This window comes from Pseudomonas sp. 39004 (genome assembly GCF_028682155.1).
GTDB lineage: Bacteria > Pseudomonadota > Gammaproteobacteria > Pseudomonadales > Pseudomonadaceae > Aquipseudomonas > Aquipseudomonas capeferrum.
On the sequence record NZ_JANIAG010000158.1, the window covers coordinates 1 to 13,196 of the forward strand.

Consider the following 13,196-nt stretch of genomic DNA (forward strand, 5'->3'; position numbering starts at 1 on the left):
GCTGGCTCATGTAGCCGCGCACGGTGATGCCCTGGGTGGCCAGGTACTTCTTGGCGATGGCCCCCGCCGCCACGCGCATGGCGGTTTCGCGGGCCGAGCTGCGCCCGCCGCCGCGGTAATCACGTTCACCGTACTTGTGGTGGTAGGTGTAGTCGGCGTGCGCCGGGCGGAACAGGTCCTTGATCGCCGAATAGTCCTTGGACTTCTGGTCGGTGTTGCGGATCAGCAGGCCGATCGAGCAGCCCGTGGTACGGCCTTCGAACACGCCGGAGAGGATTTCCACCTCGTCCGGCTCTTGGCGCTGGGTGGTGTGCCGGCTGGTGCCGGGCTTGCGCCGGTCGAGGTCATGCTGCAGGTCGGCCAGGGAGATCTCCAGGCCCGGTGGGCATCCATCGACAATGGCGACCAACGCCGGGCCATGGCTTTCGCCAGCGGTGGTGACAGTGAACAGCTTGCCGTAGGTATTGCCGGACATGGACGCTCCGCGAGTCTGCCTGAGGTGAACGAAAGCGGCAGTATACGGAAAATTTCAACAGGAATGGTTGTCTGTACTGGCCTTGCGAACCTTCACGCAAACATTAGGTCATATTCATCACCTCCCCACCGTAGTACCCCATGATGCCGCGCCTCGTCGCCTTGCTTTTCATGCTCTGCGCCAGCCTCGCCCAGGCCGCCTCCCCCACCGTCCTGCAACGCCCCATCGACCTGGACACCGGCCAGGGCGTGCTGCACGGCAGCCTGCTTTTGCCGCAGCAGGCCACCCCGCCCCCCGTGGTGCTGATCATCGCCGGTTCCGGCCCGACGGACCGCGACGGCAACAACCCGGCCTCGGGGCGTATCGACAACCTCAAGCGGCTGGCCCTGTTGCTGGCCGGCGACCACATTGCCAGCGTGCGCTTCGACAAACGTGGCGTAGCCGCCAGCCAACCGGCCACGCCCGATGAGCGTGACCTCAGCGTCGAGCGCTATGTCGCCGATGTGGTGGCCTGGAGCCGCAAGCTCAAGGCCGACCCGCGTTTCGGCCCACTGATTCTGGTCGGCCACAGCGAAGGCGCGCTGATCGCCAGCCTGGCCGCCGAGCAGGCCGGCGCCAGCGCGGTGATCACCCTGGCCGGCAGCGGCCGCCCACTGGCTGAGGTGCTGCGCGAACAGCTGGCCCAGCGCCTGCCGCCCGCCCAACTGGCCCGTGGCAGTGCCTTGCTCGACCGCCTGCAGGCTGGGCAGACCAGCCTGGACGTACCCGCTCCGCTGCGCCAGGTGTTCCGCCCCAGCGTGCAGCCCTACCTGATTTCGCTGTTCCGGCAGAACCCGGCGGCGGCGTTCGCGCAACTGCCGATGCCGGCGCTGATCGTCCAGGGCCGCAACGACGTGCAGGTAGACGTGACCGATGCCGAACGCCTGAAGGCCGCTAAACCTGATGCGCAACTGGTCTTGATCGATGGCATGAACCACATGCTGCGCATCAGCCCCAAGGGCATGAGCCAGCAACGTGACAGCTACCTCAACCCAGAGCTGCCGCTGGCCCGTGAGCTGGGGGAGCGGATCGTGACGTTCATCCAGCATTTGCCATCGGCCTGACCCTCAGGTCTTGATCGCCGCTGCCGATAACGTGGGTGGTGGCGAGAATCCGGGGCCGCTGCGCAGCCCTTTCGCGACGCAAGGCCGCTCCTACAAAAAAGCACGCGATGCCCTGTAGGAGCGGCCTTGCGTCGCGGAAGGGGCACGCAGTGCCCCCTCAGGCTGCCAGCACGTACATAAGGACAGCCCTGATGACCATTGCCCCTACCGCCGCAGACACGGCCGAACAGCCACAACCCGAGGACGGCGCCACGCTGCCTTGGGCAGACCTTGCCGTCGAACACTTCCAGCTGTTGCGCCTGGCGCCCCTGCCCACCGACCGCGCCACGGGCGCCCGCCCGCTGCGGTTCGTGCAGTTCGGCTATGCCGAGCGCCACGACAAGGCGCACAGCCTGCTGCGTATGGAAATCCAGGTGCCTGGGCAAAAAGTGCGCAAGGAGCAGAACCACCTGGACATCCGTGTCGACCACGCCGAGCGCCGGGTGCGCATCGGCAGCGAACAGGGTCTGCAACTGGAGCCGCTGAACCGCGGTATCGGCCGCTACATGCTGGCCCATGCCGTGCAATGGTTGCAGCGCAAGTGGTCGCACTACCAGGTCGAAGGCATGGCACTGCCGAACAAGGATGCCCTGAGCGAAGACTCACGCCTGCGCCGCGACCAGTTCCTGCATGGGGTTGGCATCAAGGTCGAATATGAAGACCCTCAGCACCTGAAAGGCCGCACCGTGGAAAGCACGGTGGGCCAGCTCAAGGGCGCCTGGAGCAACGAGCGGTTGCAGCGGGTCGAGATTCTCGACGCGGCCAACCTGCTGCAGCAGGCCGACCAGCAGTTGCAAGAGAAGGAAGGCCAACTGCGCGAGCGGGATGAGCGGGTCGCCAAGTACCGGCGCGAAGACGGCGGGTTGCGCTTTACCATCACCTGCCTGGTGGCCTTTGCGGTGTTTCAGGCCGGGTTGCTGATCTGGATTGCAACCCGCTGAAAGGGTGGCTGCAGCCCCAAGTCAAACGCGGGCTTTGAACAGTTCCTGATGCTGGCGGCACTGCTCGGCCGTCAGCATGAACACCCCATGCCCGCCACGCTCGAACTCCAGCCAGGCAAAATCCACCTCGGGGTACAGCGACTCGACGTGCACCTGGCTGTTGCCCACTTCGACGATCAGCAAACCCTTGTCGTTGAGGTGGTCAGCCGCCTCGGCAAGCATGCGCCGCACAAGGTCCAGGCCATCGTTACCGCAGGCCAGGCCCAGTTCGGGCTCGTGGTGATACTCGGCCGGCATGTCATCGAAGTCTTCGGCGTCGACGTACGGCGGGTTGGACAGGATCAGGTCGAAGCGCTGCCCTGGCAGGCCATCGAAGCCGTCGCCCTGCACGGTGTAGACACGCATGTCCAGGCCATGCCGTTCGATGTTCTGGTTCGCCACCTCAAGGGCATCGAACGACAGGTCACCCAACACCACTTCGGCTTCGGGGAACACTTCGGCCGCCACGATGCCGATGCAACCGGAGCCGGTGCACAGGTCGAGAATGCGCGCAGGCTCTGACGCCAGCCACGGTTCGAAACGTTTTTCGATCAGCTCGCCAATGGGCGAACGGGGCACCAGCACCCGCTCGTCGACGATGAACGACATGCCGCAGAACCACGCCTCGCCCAGCAGGTAGGCGGTTGGCACACGCTCTTCGATGCGCCGCTTCAGCAGGTGCTGCAGGCGCACGCGCTCGTCGTCCTCGAGCATGCAGTCCAGGTAGCTGTCGGCCACCTCCCATGGCAGGTGCACGGCGCCCAGCACCAGCAAGCGGGCTTCGTCCCAGGCGTTGTCGGCACCGTGGCCGAAGAACAGCTCGCGCTCGTGGAAGCGGCTGACCGCCCAGCGGATGTAGTCGCGCAGCGTGCGCAGACGGGATGTGATCACGGGGTACTCCTAATTCAGACCGTACAAAAGTCTAACAGCCCAACCCGCACAAATGTTCCTTCAGGTTGCTCAAAGGCTAGCCACAGGCCAGTAACTACGCCGCTTGCGATGTCAACCATTCCCATTGACGCCAAGGCAAGGGACAATAGGTATACAAAAGCCCTTCCAAGGAGCCCTTGATGTCCGTTCCAACCACGATGTTCCGCCTCACTGGCCGCGACTACCCGCCGGCCAAGTTGAGCCACGCCAGCCTGATCATCATCGATGCGCAGAAGGAGTACCTGAGTGGTCCCCTGGCGCTGTCGGGCATGGACGAGGCCGTGGCCAACATCGCCCGGTTGCTCGACGCTGCGCGCAAGAGCGGCCGCCCGATCATCCACGTCCGCCACCTGGGCACTGTCGGTGGCCGCTTCGACCCACAAGGCAGCGGCGGCCAGTTCATCCCCGGGCTGGAGCCGCACGATGGCGAAATCGTCATTGAAAAGCGCATGCCCAACGCGTTCAAGAACACCAAGCTGCACGACACTTTGCAGGAGCTTGGCCACCTGGACCTGATCGTCTGCGGTTTCATGAGCCATTCCAGCGTCAGCACCACCGTGCGCCGCGCCAAGGACTATGGTTATCGGTGCACCCTGGTGGAGGACGCCTCGGCGACCCGCGACCTGGCGTTCAAGGACGGGGTGATCCCGGCCGCGCAGATCCACCAGTGTGAAATGGCCGTGATGGCCGACAACTTCGCCTGTGTCGCCCCTACCGCCAGCCTGATCTGATCCAAGGCCGGTAACTACCGCCCGGCAGCCGGGCGGAACCCAACGGGCGAGCGCAGGTCGAATTCCGGATATCCACAGAGGAAATCGGAATGAAGCTCAAAGGCAGTTTCGACGCCAAGCGCCTGCGCCCGCGCGAACCACGCAACTGGGGCGCTCGCCTGGCCGCCGGCCTGTCGGCCCTGCTGGCAACGCTGGGTGTGCTGCTGGCCATGGCCGGCATCGCCGGCCTGCTGGGCAATTACCCGGCCCTGGCCGAACTCAATGCCAACCGGCCGCTGTCGGCTACCCTCACGGCAGGGGGGTTGTTATTGCTGTGGCTGGGCGTGAGGTTTTGGCGGCGTAGCCGCATTCGCCTGCGCCGTGGGCGTGAGCTGAACCTGTCGCCGCACTTGATGAAAAAGCACGACTGACGTTTCCACTGATGCCGCGAAGAAGCCCGCGCAGACTACACATGGCTGCACTGCCGCCCACAGTCGCGTAAACTACGCCGCCCACGTGGAGGCATCATGCAAGACAACGACTTTTCCCTGTTCCATGCCGAAGTGCGCGGCGTCAAGCCGATCAAGCACGACCGTGCCGAGGTCGGCAAACCCAAGGCCGACCGCAAGCAACTGGCCGGCCTGCGGCAGGCGGCCACCGTGCGCAGCGACAAGGCACTGGTGATCGATGGCATGTCCGACCAGTTCGTCATCGACGTCGGCGCCGAAGACGAGTTGATGTGGCGCCGTGACGGCGTGCAGGAAACCCAGCTGCGCAAACTCAAACTCGGCCAGATCGCCTTCGAGGGCAGCCTCGACCTGCACGGCATGACCGTCGAGAAAGCCCGTGAGACCCTCTGGGACTTCATCGCCGAGGCCACCAAGCTGGAAGTGCGCTGCGTGCGCGTCACCCACGGCAAGGCCGCACGCCTCGACGGCAAGCGCCCGATGATCAAGAGTCACGTCAACACTTGGCTGCGCCAGCACCCGCAAGTGCTCGGTTTTGCCTCGTGCAATGCGCGCCATGGCGGCACCGGCGCAGTCTACGTGATGCTCAAACGAACCATGCTTGAAGGACGCGACGAGTAACGCCGCGCTTGCAGCGCCGCCCTTGCCGCCGTACCCTTCGTTTTTGCGATTTTTCCCACAGGTAGATACATGTCCCTGGAACAGAACTACACCGAGATTCTCAGCCAGATCGGCGAGGACGTCTCCCGTGAGGGCCTGCTCGACACGCCCAAGCGGGCTGCAAAGGCCATGAAGTACCTTTGCCGCGGTTATGAGCAGACGCTGGAAGAAGTCACCAACGGCGCACTGTTCACCTCCGATAACAGCGAGATGGTGCTGGTCCGGGACATCGAGCTGTACTCGATGTGCGAGCACCACATGCTGCCTTTCATCGGCAAGGCTCACGTTGCCTACCTGCCCAAGGGCAAGGTTCTGGGCCTATCGAAAGTTGCCCGCATCGTCGACATGTACGCCCGTCGCCTGCAGATTCAGGAAAACCTCAGCCGCCAGGTCGCCGAAGCTGTCGAGAAGGTGACCGGCGCCGCTGGCGTGGCCGTGGTGATCGAAGCCAAGCACATGTGCATGATGATGCGCGGTGTCGAGAAGCAGAACTCGAGCATGATCACCTCGGTGATGCTGGGCGAGTTCCGCGAAAACGCGGCCACCCGCAGCGAGTTCCTCAGCCTGATCAAGTGATCGGCTGGTGATCCCGAGCCGACCCTGCGGGGTCGGCTTTTTCTTTTCAGGAGTTGCCCATGATCGTCAAAGCCCTGCGGGTTGGCCTCGGCCAGCTCATCGTGTTCGGCGACTGGATCAGCCGCCCGGCCAAGCGCAAGCGCGATGCCGCCGCCCAGGCGCGCGTCGAGCAAGCGGCCAGTAGCCTTGCGCTGTACCAGTTCCATGCCTGCCCATTCTGCGTCAAGACCCGCCGCACCCTGCACCGCCTGAATGTGCCGGTTGCGCTGCGTGACGCCAAGAACGACCCGGTGCATCGCCAGGCGCTGCTCGAAGGCGGAGGCAGGGTCAAGGTGCCGTGCCTGCGCATCGAGGAAGACGGCAAGGTGAGCTGGATGTACGAGTCCAAGGCGATCATTGCCTACCTGGACAAGCGCTTCGCCTGACCTCTAGGCACGGGCCGGCTCAGCCCACCATCGGCACATGCCGAGGGTGGCTGGCCACCCGCTCGAGCCAGGCCCTGACCGCCGGGTAGTCCGCCAGGTCGAACCCACCCTGCTGGGCCACATGGGTATAGGCATACAGGGCCACATCGGCAATCGAATAGCGCTCGCCGACCAGGTACGGCGTCATCTGCAACTGCCGCTCCATGACCTTGAGCGCCTTGTAGCCACCTTTGTGCAGCTTGCGGTATTCCTCCAGCCGGTCATCCGGCAGCCCCAGGTAGAACTGGATGAACCGCGCCACGGCGATGTACGGCTCATGGCTGTACTGCTCGAAGAACTGCCACTGCAACACCTGCGTGCGCAAGCGCGGCTCGGTAGGCAGGAAGTCGCTGCCATCAGCCAGGAAGTTGAGGATGGCGTTAGACTCCCACAGGTACGTGCCGTCTTCCAGCTCCAGCACCGGCACCTTGCCATTGGGGTTCATCGCCAGGAACTCGGGGGTCTCGGTCTCCCCCTTTAGAATATCCACCGGGTGCCACTCATACGGCCGACCCAGCAGGCTCAACATCAGCTTGACCTTGTAGCAGTTGCCCGACTGGTAGTCCCCATAGACCTTGTACATCGCCCTCCCCTCCCATGCAGTTGTGCATTCGTGCCCAATAGTTGGCGACTGTACGGCTAAAAGCAATGGCCGCTGTATGGCAAGGATCAACCTTGCTCGCGTTAGTCTGAAAAAACTGCTTACACCTTTACAAGGATTTTTTCATGACCGATGCCACTTCCGCACGCCTGCGGCCCCTGGCAGACAGCTCCCCGTCGGCGGTTGTCGCCGGCTTCATTGCCATGCTCACCGGCTATACCAGCTCACTGGTGCTGATGTTCCAGGCCGGCCAGGCGGCCGGGCTGACCAGCGCGCAGATCTCATCCTGGATCTGGGCGCTGTCGATCGGCATGGCGGTGTGCAGCATTGGCCTGTCGCTGCGCTATCGCACGCCGATCACCGTGGCCTGGTCGACCCCCGGCGCCGCGCTGCTGATCACAAGCCTGGGCGGCGTCAGTTATGGTGAGGCCATCGGCGCCTACATCACCTGCGCCGTGCTGGTGCTGATCTGCGGCCTGACCGGCAGTTTCGAGCGACTGGTCAAGCGTATTCCGGCCTCGTTGGCCTCGGCGCTGCTGGCCGGCATCCTGTTCAAGATCGGCAGCGAGATCTTCGTCGCCGCCCAGCACCGCACGCTGCTGGTGCTTGGCATGTTCTTCAGCTACCTGCTGGTCAAACGCCTGTCGCCGCGCTACTGCGTGCTGGCTGCACTGCTGGTCGGCACCGCGCTGTCCGGCGCCCTTGGCCTGCTGGACTTCAGCGGGTTCAGCCTGGAAGTGGCAACGCCGGTATGGACAACGCCGAGCTTCTCGCTGGCGGCGACCATCAGCATCGGTATTCCGCTGTTCGTGGTGGCCATGACCTCGCAGAACATGCCCGGCGTGGCCGTGCTGCGTGCCGACGGCTACCAGGTGCCCGCCTCGCCGCTGATCTCGGCTACCGGGTTTGCCTCGTTGCTGCTGGCACCGTTCGGCTCGCACGGGGTCAACCTGGCGGCGATCAGCGCGGCGATCTGCACCGGGCCGCACGCCCATGAAGACCCGAGCAAGCGTTATACCGCGGCAGTGTGGTGCGGGATTTTCTATGGCATTGCCGGGGTGTTCGGGGCGACCTTGGCGGCATTGTTTGCCGCGCTGCCGAAAGAGCTGGTGCTGTCGATTGCGGCCTTGGCGCTGTTCGGCTCGATCATGAACGGGTTGACCGTAGCCATGGGTGAGGCGCGTGAGCGTGAGGCGGCGTTGATCACCTTCATGGTCACAGCTTCAGGGTTGACGCTGTTCTCCATTGGCTCGGCGTTCTGGGGGATCGTGGCGGGGGTGTTGACCTTGTTGATCCTCAACCCACGTAGAGCCTGAAGGTTTTTGTAGCCTATACCGGCCTCTTCGCGGGGCAGCCCGCAAAGAGGCCGGTACAGGCAACAGAGATCGGGGCCAGGCTCACAACCTGAAATGCCCCACCATCCCTTTCAAATCAGTGCCCAACTGCGCCAGCTCGACACTCGACCTGGCGTTGTCCTGCATCGCCAACGCCGCCTGATCGGCACTGCCGCGGATCTGCGTGACGCTGCGGCTGATCGCTTCGGCTACCGAGCTCTGCTGCTCGGCCGCCGCCGCAATCTGCTGGTTCATCTGCTGAATCAATGAAACCGCCACGGCGATGCTGCCCAGCGCGCTTTCGGTCTGCAACGCATCGGCCACCGCCAGGCGCACCAGCTCGGTGCTGCCGCGGATCTGCGCCACCGACTGCTGGGCATTGCCGCGCAGGCTGGCGACCAGGGTTTCGATCTGCTCGGTCGATTGCCGGGTACGTCGGGCCAGCGCCCGTACCTCGTCGGCCACCACCGCGAACCCACGCCCCTGCTCGCCGGCACGGGCCGCCTCGATCGCGGCGTTGAGCGCCAGCAAGTTGGTCTGTTCAGCGACGCTCTTGATCACTTCGAGCACATCACCAATGGTGTGGATCTCTGCGCTGAGGCTGTCGATGCCGGCACTGGCCGCCTCTGCGGCTGTCGCCAACTGTTCGACACGCTGCATGCTCTGACGCACCACCAGCTGCCCGGACTCGACCTTGTCGTCGGCCGACTGGGCCGCCTGCGCTGCCTCCTCGGCATTGCGCGCCACATCGTGCACAGTGGCGGTCATCTGCTGCATGGCGGTCGCCACCTGCTCGGTCTCCTCCTTCTGGCTGCCCACCTCGCGATTGGTCTGTTCGGTCACCGCTGACAACGCCTGCGCGCTGCCGGCCAGTTGCTCGATGCCCTGCTGCAACCCGCTGACAATGCCCGAGAGGCCGGCCGCCATCTGCTGCATGGCCTGCAGCAACTGCCCAACCTCATCGCTGCGCGGTGCTTCTGCCTCCAGGCCTAACTCCCCGCCAGCAATGCGCTGGGCGCGGGCGATGACGCGCTTGAGCGGGCCAACCACCGCGCGCGTGATCAGCCAGGCGGCCAGCACGCCGGCCAACAGTGCCAGCCCCGTGGCCAGGGCAATGGCCAGGGCATTGCGCGACAATTCACCCTGCAAGGCCTGCTCCTGCCCCAGGTAGGCCTGGTCGACCCGGCCGGTGACCTGCTCGGCCCGCGCCTGCAACTCGGCCTTGAGGCCCTGCTCCTTGGCCAGCAGGTCGGTGTATTCGTTGAGCTTGTCGGAGAAGCTGCCAATGTGCCCGGCCACTTCACCCAGCACACTCTGGTAGCCGGCATCGCTGACGGCGCCCTTGAGCTGTTCGACCAGGTTCGCGGCTTCGAGGGTCTGGGCGATGCGCGCCTGGCCGACGCCCTCTTCACCCTTGCGGCTCTTTTCCAGGCGCACGCGGGCTTCGTCCATCGCCTGCAGCATCAGCCGTGAAACCTGCGCCACTTGCCCAGCCTGCTCAAGAAACTCACCGCCCTGCTGGCCCTGGGATTGCTTGAGGGTGTAGGTGCCGTCATCGGCCAGCCCGACCTGCAGCACATCAAGGTTGTTGGCCACGCTGGACACCGACCAACTGGCCATGTCCAGCGCCAGCTCCTTGGCCTGCACCGCCTCGACAAAGGCCTCGAACGCCTGCCCGTAAGCGCCCAGCTCAGCCTCGGCCGCCGCCAGCACCGGCAAGCCACGGGCGCGCTCGGCCAACCCCTGCAAACCGCTGCGCAACGCCTCGGCCTGCTTGATATCAGAGCTCAGGGCAAAGGTTTGTTCGTGTTGGCGCAACCTGAGCAGGTCGGTATTGAACTGGGCCAGCTGGCGCAAGCCGTCAAAGCGCTGGCCCACACTGTGCAACGCGGCGATGCCAATGGCCGCCACCGCCAGGGTCAGCAACAGCACCAGGGTAAAGCCCAGGCCCAGTTTGCGGGCCATGCCCAGGTTGGCCAGAACACCGTGCTTGGTCGCACCCATCGCCGATTCCCCTTCACCTTGTCAGGTTTGCCGAAGGCCAAGCGTGGCAACGATGCCAGTCCACTCACAAGGGCCTGACGCCAGAATAGTGTCAAATAGCTATGGGCGTGTCGCTATCAGTGTGCTGGGGGTCGCCCTGCGTATTTCAAGAAGGCCTGGGCGCGAGAATCCTGCCCGTAAGCGACATTGATGCGCAGCCAGGCGCTGGCGGCGCCCTGGTAATCGAAGGCGCTACCAGGGGTGAGCAGCACCGAATGTTCCAGGGCCAGTTGCTCGAGGCTGGCGAAGTCACGCCCCGGTACCCGGGCCCAGACGAACATGCCGCCATAGGGTTCACAGAACACCTCCCAGCCTGCTTGCTCCAGTTGCCCAAGCATCTTGGCCATGTGCTGACCCAGGCGCAACCGCAGGCGTTGCACGCTTTTGCGGTAACTGCCGTTGGCCAGCATCTGCCCGACCACCTGCTCGGCAAACCGCGATGTGCCGATGCCGCTGACCATTTTCAGTTCTGCCAGCCGCGCCAGCAACAAGGGCTCGGCAACCAGGTAGCCGACCCGCAACGAGCTGCTCAGGGTCTTGGAGAAACTGGCCATGTAGATCACCCGCTGCTCGCTGTCCAGCGTGGCCAGGCGCGTTGCCGGGCCCTCCTGGAAATCGGCGTAGATATCGTCTTCGATGATGCGCAGGTCGTGCTCGCGGGCCAGTTCCAGCAGGCGGTAGGCCACTTTGGGGGTGAGACTGGTGCCCGTCGGGTTGTGGTACAGGCTGTTGATGAACAGGCATCGTGGGCGAAGTTCGGCAAGCAGGCGCTCCAGCGCAGCCAGGTCTGGGCCCTCGGCCAGCCGCGGCACGGGCAACATGCGCACCTGGTGCTGGCGCAGCAGGTTGAACAGGTTGTAGTAACCGGGGTTTTCCACCAGCACCGTATCGCCTGGGCGCAACAGCGTGCGTACCAACAGGTCGAGGCCATGGCTGGCGCCCTGGGTAGTGAGGATGCGCTCGGGGCCGGCGGCGATATCCAGGCGCGCCAGGCGCTTGTGCAGTTGCTGACGCAAGCTGGCCAGGCCCAGGGGTGGGCAGTAGTCCAGCAGGTCTTGCGGGTTGCCGCGACTGACCTGGCGTACCGCCTGGGCCAGCTCGGTGGTGGCACGCCAGCTGCTGGGCAACCAGCCACAACCGAGCTTGAGCAGTTCGTCATGGCCCTCGCGAAATTGCCGCCAGTGACCATCGCCGGCCTCGCCCCAGGGCTGGCCATCGTCGGCCCCGCCCCCTGGTTTGCGCTCGGCGACGAAGAAACCGGTGCCGTGCCGCGCCTCCAGCCAGCCGCTGGCGACCAGGCGATCATAGGCCTCGATCACACAAGACGCGCTGACCGCCTGGCTGTGCGCCAGCGCACGGATCGACGGCAGGCGGGCACCGGGGCGCAGGCGTTGCTGGTCGATCCAGGTTTGCAGGTGGTCGGTGAGTTGCTGCACCAGGGGGGTGCTGCTGGAGCGGTCCAGGGAGAAGTGCATGGTAAGTGTTCGCGGATTCTGAGCGAACAGTTAAGCATAAATGGGCGGTGGGTGTGTCTGGTTGCGGCGGCGGATAAAGGTCAGTGTGGGCAGAGCCTCTTCGCGGGGCAGATACATAAACTTCAGGATCCCACCCATGCCCTGCGCTTCCACCCGATTGGCCTTCGCCCTGTGCCTGATCACCCTGGCGGTGAACCTCCAGGCCCCGCTCTACATCACCTACGCCGACCTCTCCGGGCAAGGCGCCGCCGCCACCGCAGTGGCCTTCTCCGGCTACGTGCTGGGCGTGCTGCCAGTGCTGCTGGCCCTGGGCGGGCTGGCCGACCGGGTCGGGCGCCGGCCGCTGATAATCGCCGCGCTGTTGCTATCGATGGTCGCCACCGTGCTGATGCTGCTGGCCCCCAGCCTGCAAACCCTCGGCCTGGCGCGGCTGTTCCTGGGCCTGGGCACCGGCCTGGCCTCGGCCACGGCCACCGCCTACATGAGCGAGCTGATGGGCAGCGACGGCAGCAGCCGCGCTGCCAACTGGGTTACCGCCAGCACCTCGCTGGGCTTTGGCCTGGGCGCGGCGCTTACCAGCCTGTTCCTGTTGCGCGGCCCAAGCCTGACCCCTGGAAGCTTCCACCTGCAACTGCTGCTGGCCGTCGTTGCCCTGGTGCTGGTGTGGCGCCTGCCCGACCCACGCCCGGCACAACGCAGCGCCATGCTGCGCCTGCCGTACTACCCGCGTGGCAGCGTTGCCTATGGCCTGGCCATTCTGCTGGCCTGGGCCTGCGTGGGTCTGGTCATCGCCCTGCTGCCGGGGATCTTGCGCCAGCATGGCCTGAGCGCGTGGTCAGGGTTCTCGACCTTCTGTGTGATCAGTTGCGGCTTGTTGTTCCAGCCGATGGCCCGTCGCCTTTCGAGCCTGAAGGCCACACTGCTGGGGCTGGTGATTTTGCCGTGCAGCTACGCGGTGCTGGCCTGGGGTGCCGACAGCGGACAACTGGCTGCGGTATTGCTGGGCGCCGTGGCGGCCAGCAGTGCGTGTTATGGATTTATCTACCTGGGCGGCCTGGCGGCGGTCAACCAACTGGCCGGCAGCGAGAAAACCCGGGCCAGTGCCGGGTTCTTCTTGCTGGCGTACCTGGGGTTCAGCTTACCGGTGATCTTTACCGGGTTGCTGAGCGACCGGCTGGGCGCGCGGGTGGCCTTGCTGGTGTTTGGTGGGGTGCTGGTGCTGGGGTGTGTGCTGGTTGGCCTGGCACTGGTGGTGTCTGCCCGAGCAGCTTTGCCAGAAAAGCCGCTGGTGCAGGTACGACACTGATCGTAGGAGCGGCCTTGCGTCGCGAAAGGGGCG

At 64.9% G+C, this 13,196-nt stretch carries 14 protein-coding genes and 1 pseudogene; 9 read left to right on the forward strand and 6 right to left on the reverse strand.

Annotation, left to right across the window (positions count from 1 at the left end; genetic code table 11):
* Positions 1-475 (reverse strand): chorismate synthase (gene aroC / locus NP534_RS21590; RefSeq protein WP_274100046.1); only part of this gene is annotated, 475 nt, incomplete at its 3' end.
* A gap of 140 nt (positions 476-615) precedes the next feature.
* On the opposite strand from aroC, the gene NP534_RS21595 reads away from it, so the two are divergent.
* Positions 616-1,578, forward strand: coding sequence for an alpha/beta hydrolase (locus tag NP534_RS21595; RefSeq protein ID WP_033700650.1), 963 nt, complete (start codon positions 616-618; stop codon positions 1,576-1,578).
* A 191-nt stretch (positions 1,579-1,769) separates the two neighbouring features.
* A complete protein-coding gene (locus NP534_RS21600) occupies positions 1,770-2,558 on the forward strand; it encodes a hypothetical protein (RefSeq protein ID WP_274100047.1) in 789 nt (262 codons plus the stop codon).
* Positions 2,559-2,579: 21 nt separating this feature from the next.
* Here the strand turns inward: NP534_RS21600 and prmB are convergent, their stop codons facing one another.
* Complete coding sequence (prmB, locus tag NP534_RS21605; protein WP_033700652.1) at positions 2,580-3,488, reverse strand: 50S ribosomal protein L3 N(5)-glutamine methyltransferase; 909 nt, start codon at positions 3,486-3,488, stop codon at positions 2,580-2,582.
* Between the two features lie 179 nt (positions 3,489-3,667).
* On the opposite strand from prmB, the gene NP534_RS21610 reads away from it, so the two are divergent.
* From NP534_RS21610 to NP534_RS21630, 5 genes are all read left to right on the forward strand, one after another.
* Complete coding sequence (locus NP534_RS21610; RefSeq protein ID WP_033700653.1) at positions 3,668-4,258, forward strand: cysteine hydrolase family protein; 591 nt, start codon at positions 3,668-3,670, stop codon at positions 4,256-4,258.
* An 89-nt stretch (positions 4,259-4,347) separates the two neighbouring features.
* On the forward strand, positions 4,348-4,668 hold the full coding sequence (locus tag NP534_RS21615) for a hypothetical protein (protein ID WP_033700654.1): 321 nt from the start codon (positions 4,348-4,350) through the stop codon (positions 4,666-4,668).
* Between the two features lie 96 nt (positions 4,669-4,764).
* Positions 4,765-5,325 (forward strand): Smr/MutS family protein, encoded by a 561-nt coding sequence (locus NP534_RS21620; RefSeq protein WP_033700655.1) that lies wholly within the window; start codon positions 4,765-4,767, stop codon positions 5,323-5,325.
* A gap of 69 nt (positions 5,326-5,394) precedes the next feature.
* A complete protein-coding gene (gene folE / locus NP534_RS21625) occupies positions 5,395-5,940 on the forward strand; it encodes a GTP cyclohydrolase I FolE (RefSeq protein ID WP_033700657.1) in 546 nt (181 codons plus the stop codon).
* Positions 5,941-5,999: 59 nt separating this feature from the next.
* Complete coding sequence (locus NP534_RS21630) at positions 6,000-6,365, forward strand: glutaredoxin family protein (protein WP_274100048.1); 366 nt, start codon at positions 6,000-6,002, stop codon at positions 6,363-6,365.
* A gap of 19 nt (positions 6,366-6,384) precedes the next feature.
* On the opposite strand, the gene NP534_RS21635 is transcribed toward NP534_RS21630, so the two are convergent.
* Positions 6,385-6,987: a glutathione S-transferase family protein gene (locus NP534_RS21635; protein ID WP_033700660.1), complete on the reverse strand. Its 603-nt coding sequence runs from the start codon at positions 6,985-6,987 to the stop codon at positions 6,385-6,387.
* 143 nt (positions 6,988-7,130) lie between these two features.
* On the opposite strand from NP534_RS21635, the gene NP534_RS21640 reads away from it, so the two are divergent.
* A complete protein-coding gene (locus NP534_RS21640; protein ID WP_033700661.1) occupies positions 7,131-8,321 on the forward strand; it encodes a benzoate/H(+) symporter BenE family transporter in 1,191 nt (396 codons plus the stop codon).
* 81 nt (positions 8,322-8,402) lie between these two features.
* Here NP534_RS21640 and NP534_RS26870 read toward each other — a convergent pair whose 3' ends face one another.
* The 3 genes and pseudogenes from NP534_RS26870 to NP534_RS21650 all read right to left on the reverse strand — a co-directional run bounded on the left by NP534_RS26870 (position 8,403) and on the right by NP534_RS21650 (position 11,857).
* Positions 8,403-9,275: a methyl-accepting chemotaxis protein gene (locus NP534_RS26870; protein ID WP_443201090.1), complete on the reverse strand. Its 873-nt coding sequence runs from the start codon at positions 9,273-9,275 to the stop codon at positions 8,403-8,405.
* Between the two features lie 36 nt (positions 9,276-9,311).
* Positions 9,312-10,343 (reverse strand): annotated as a pseudogene (locus NP534_RS26875) (methyl-accepting chemotaxis protein); the annotation flags it as partial.
* 116 nt (positions 10,344-10,459) lie between these two features.
* Positions 10,460-11,857, reverse strand: a complete 1,398-nt coding sequence (locus tag NP534_RS21650; RefSeq protein WP_274100050.1) for an aminotransferase-like domain-containing protein — start codon at positions 11,855-11,857, stop codon at positions 10,460-10,462.
* Positions 11,858-11,993: 136 nt separating this feature from the next.
* On the opposite strand from NP534_RS21650, the gene NP534_RS21655 reads away from it, so the two are divergent.
* Positions 11,994-13,163, forward strand: coding sequence for an MFS transporter (locus NP534_RS21655; RefSeq protein ID WP_274100051.1), 1,170 nt, complete (start codon positions 11,994-11,996; stop codon positions 13,161-13,163).
* The last annotated feature ends 33 nt before the right edge of the window (positions 13,164-13,196 follow it).

Coding starts and splice junctions, on each gene's coding strand:
- NP534_RS21595 (WP_033700650.1), top strand. CDS start 616: ATGATGCCGCGCCTCGTCGCCTTGCTTTTCATGCTCTGCGCCAGCCTC.
- NP534_RS21600 (WP_274100047.1), top strand. CDS start 1,770: ATGACCATTGCCCCTACCGCCGCAGACACGGCCGAACAGCCACAACCC.
- NP534_RS21610 (WP_033700653.1), top strand. CDS start 3,668: ATGTCCGTTCCAACCACGATGTTCCGCCTCACTGGCCGCGACTACCCG.
- NP534_RS21615 (WP_033700654.1), top strand. CDS start 4,348: ATGAAGCTCAAAGGCAGTTTCGACGCCAAGCGCCTGCGCCCGCGCGAA.
- NP534_RS21620 (WP_033700655.1), top strand. CDS start 4,765: ATGCAAGACAACGACTTTTCCCTGTTCCATGCCGAAGTGCGCGGCGTC.
- folE (WP_033700657.1), top strand. CDS start 5,395: ATGTCCCTGGAACAGAACTACACCGAGATTCTCAGCCAGATCGGCGAG.
- NP534_RS21630 (WP_274100048.1), top strand. CDS start 6,000: ATGATCGTCAAAGCCCTGCGGGTTGGCCTCGGCCAGCTCATCGTGTTC.
- NP534_RS21635 (WP_033700660.1), bottom strand. CDS start 6,987: ATGTACAAGGTCTATGGGGACTACCAGTCGGGCAACTGCTACAAGGTC.
- NP534_RS21640 (WP_033700661.1), top strand. CDS start 7,131: ATGACCGATGCCACTTCCGCACGCCTGCGGCCCCTGGCAGACAGCTCC.
- NP534_RS26870 (WP_443201090.1), bottom strand. CDS start 9,275: ATGCAGCAGATGGCGGCCGGCCTCTCGGGCATTGTCAGCGGGTTGCAG.
- NP534_RS21650 (WP_274100050.1), bottom strand. CDS start 11,857: ATGCACTTCTCCCTGGACCGCTCCAGCAGCACCCCCCTGGTGCAGCAA.
- NP534_RS21655 (WP_274100051.1), top strand. CDS start 11,994: ATGCCCTGCGCTTCCACCCGATTGGCCTTCGCCCTGTGCCTGATCACC.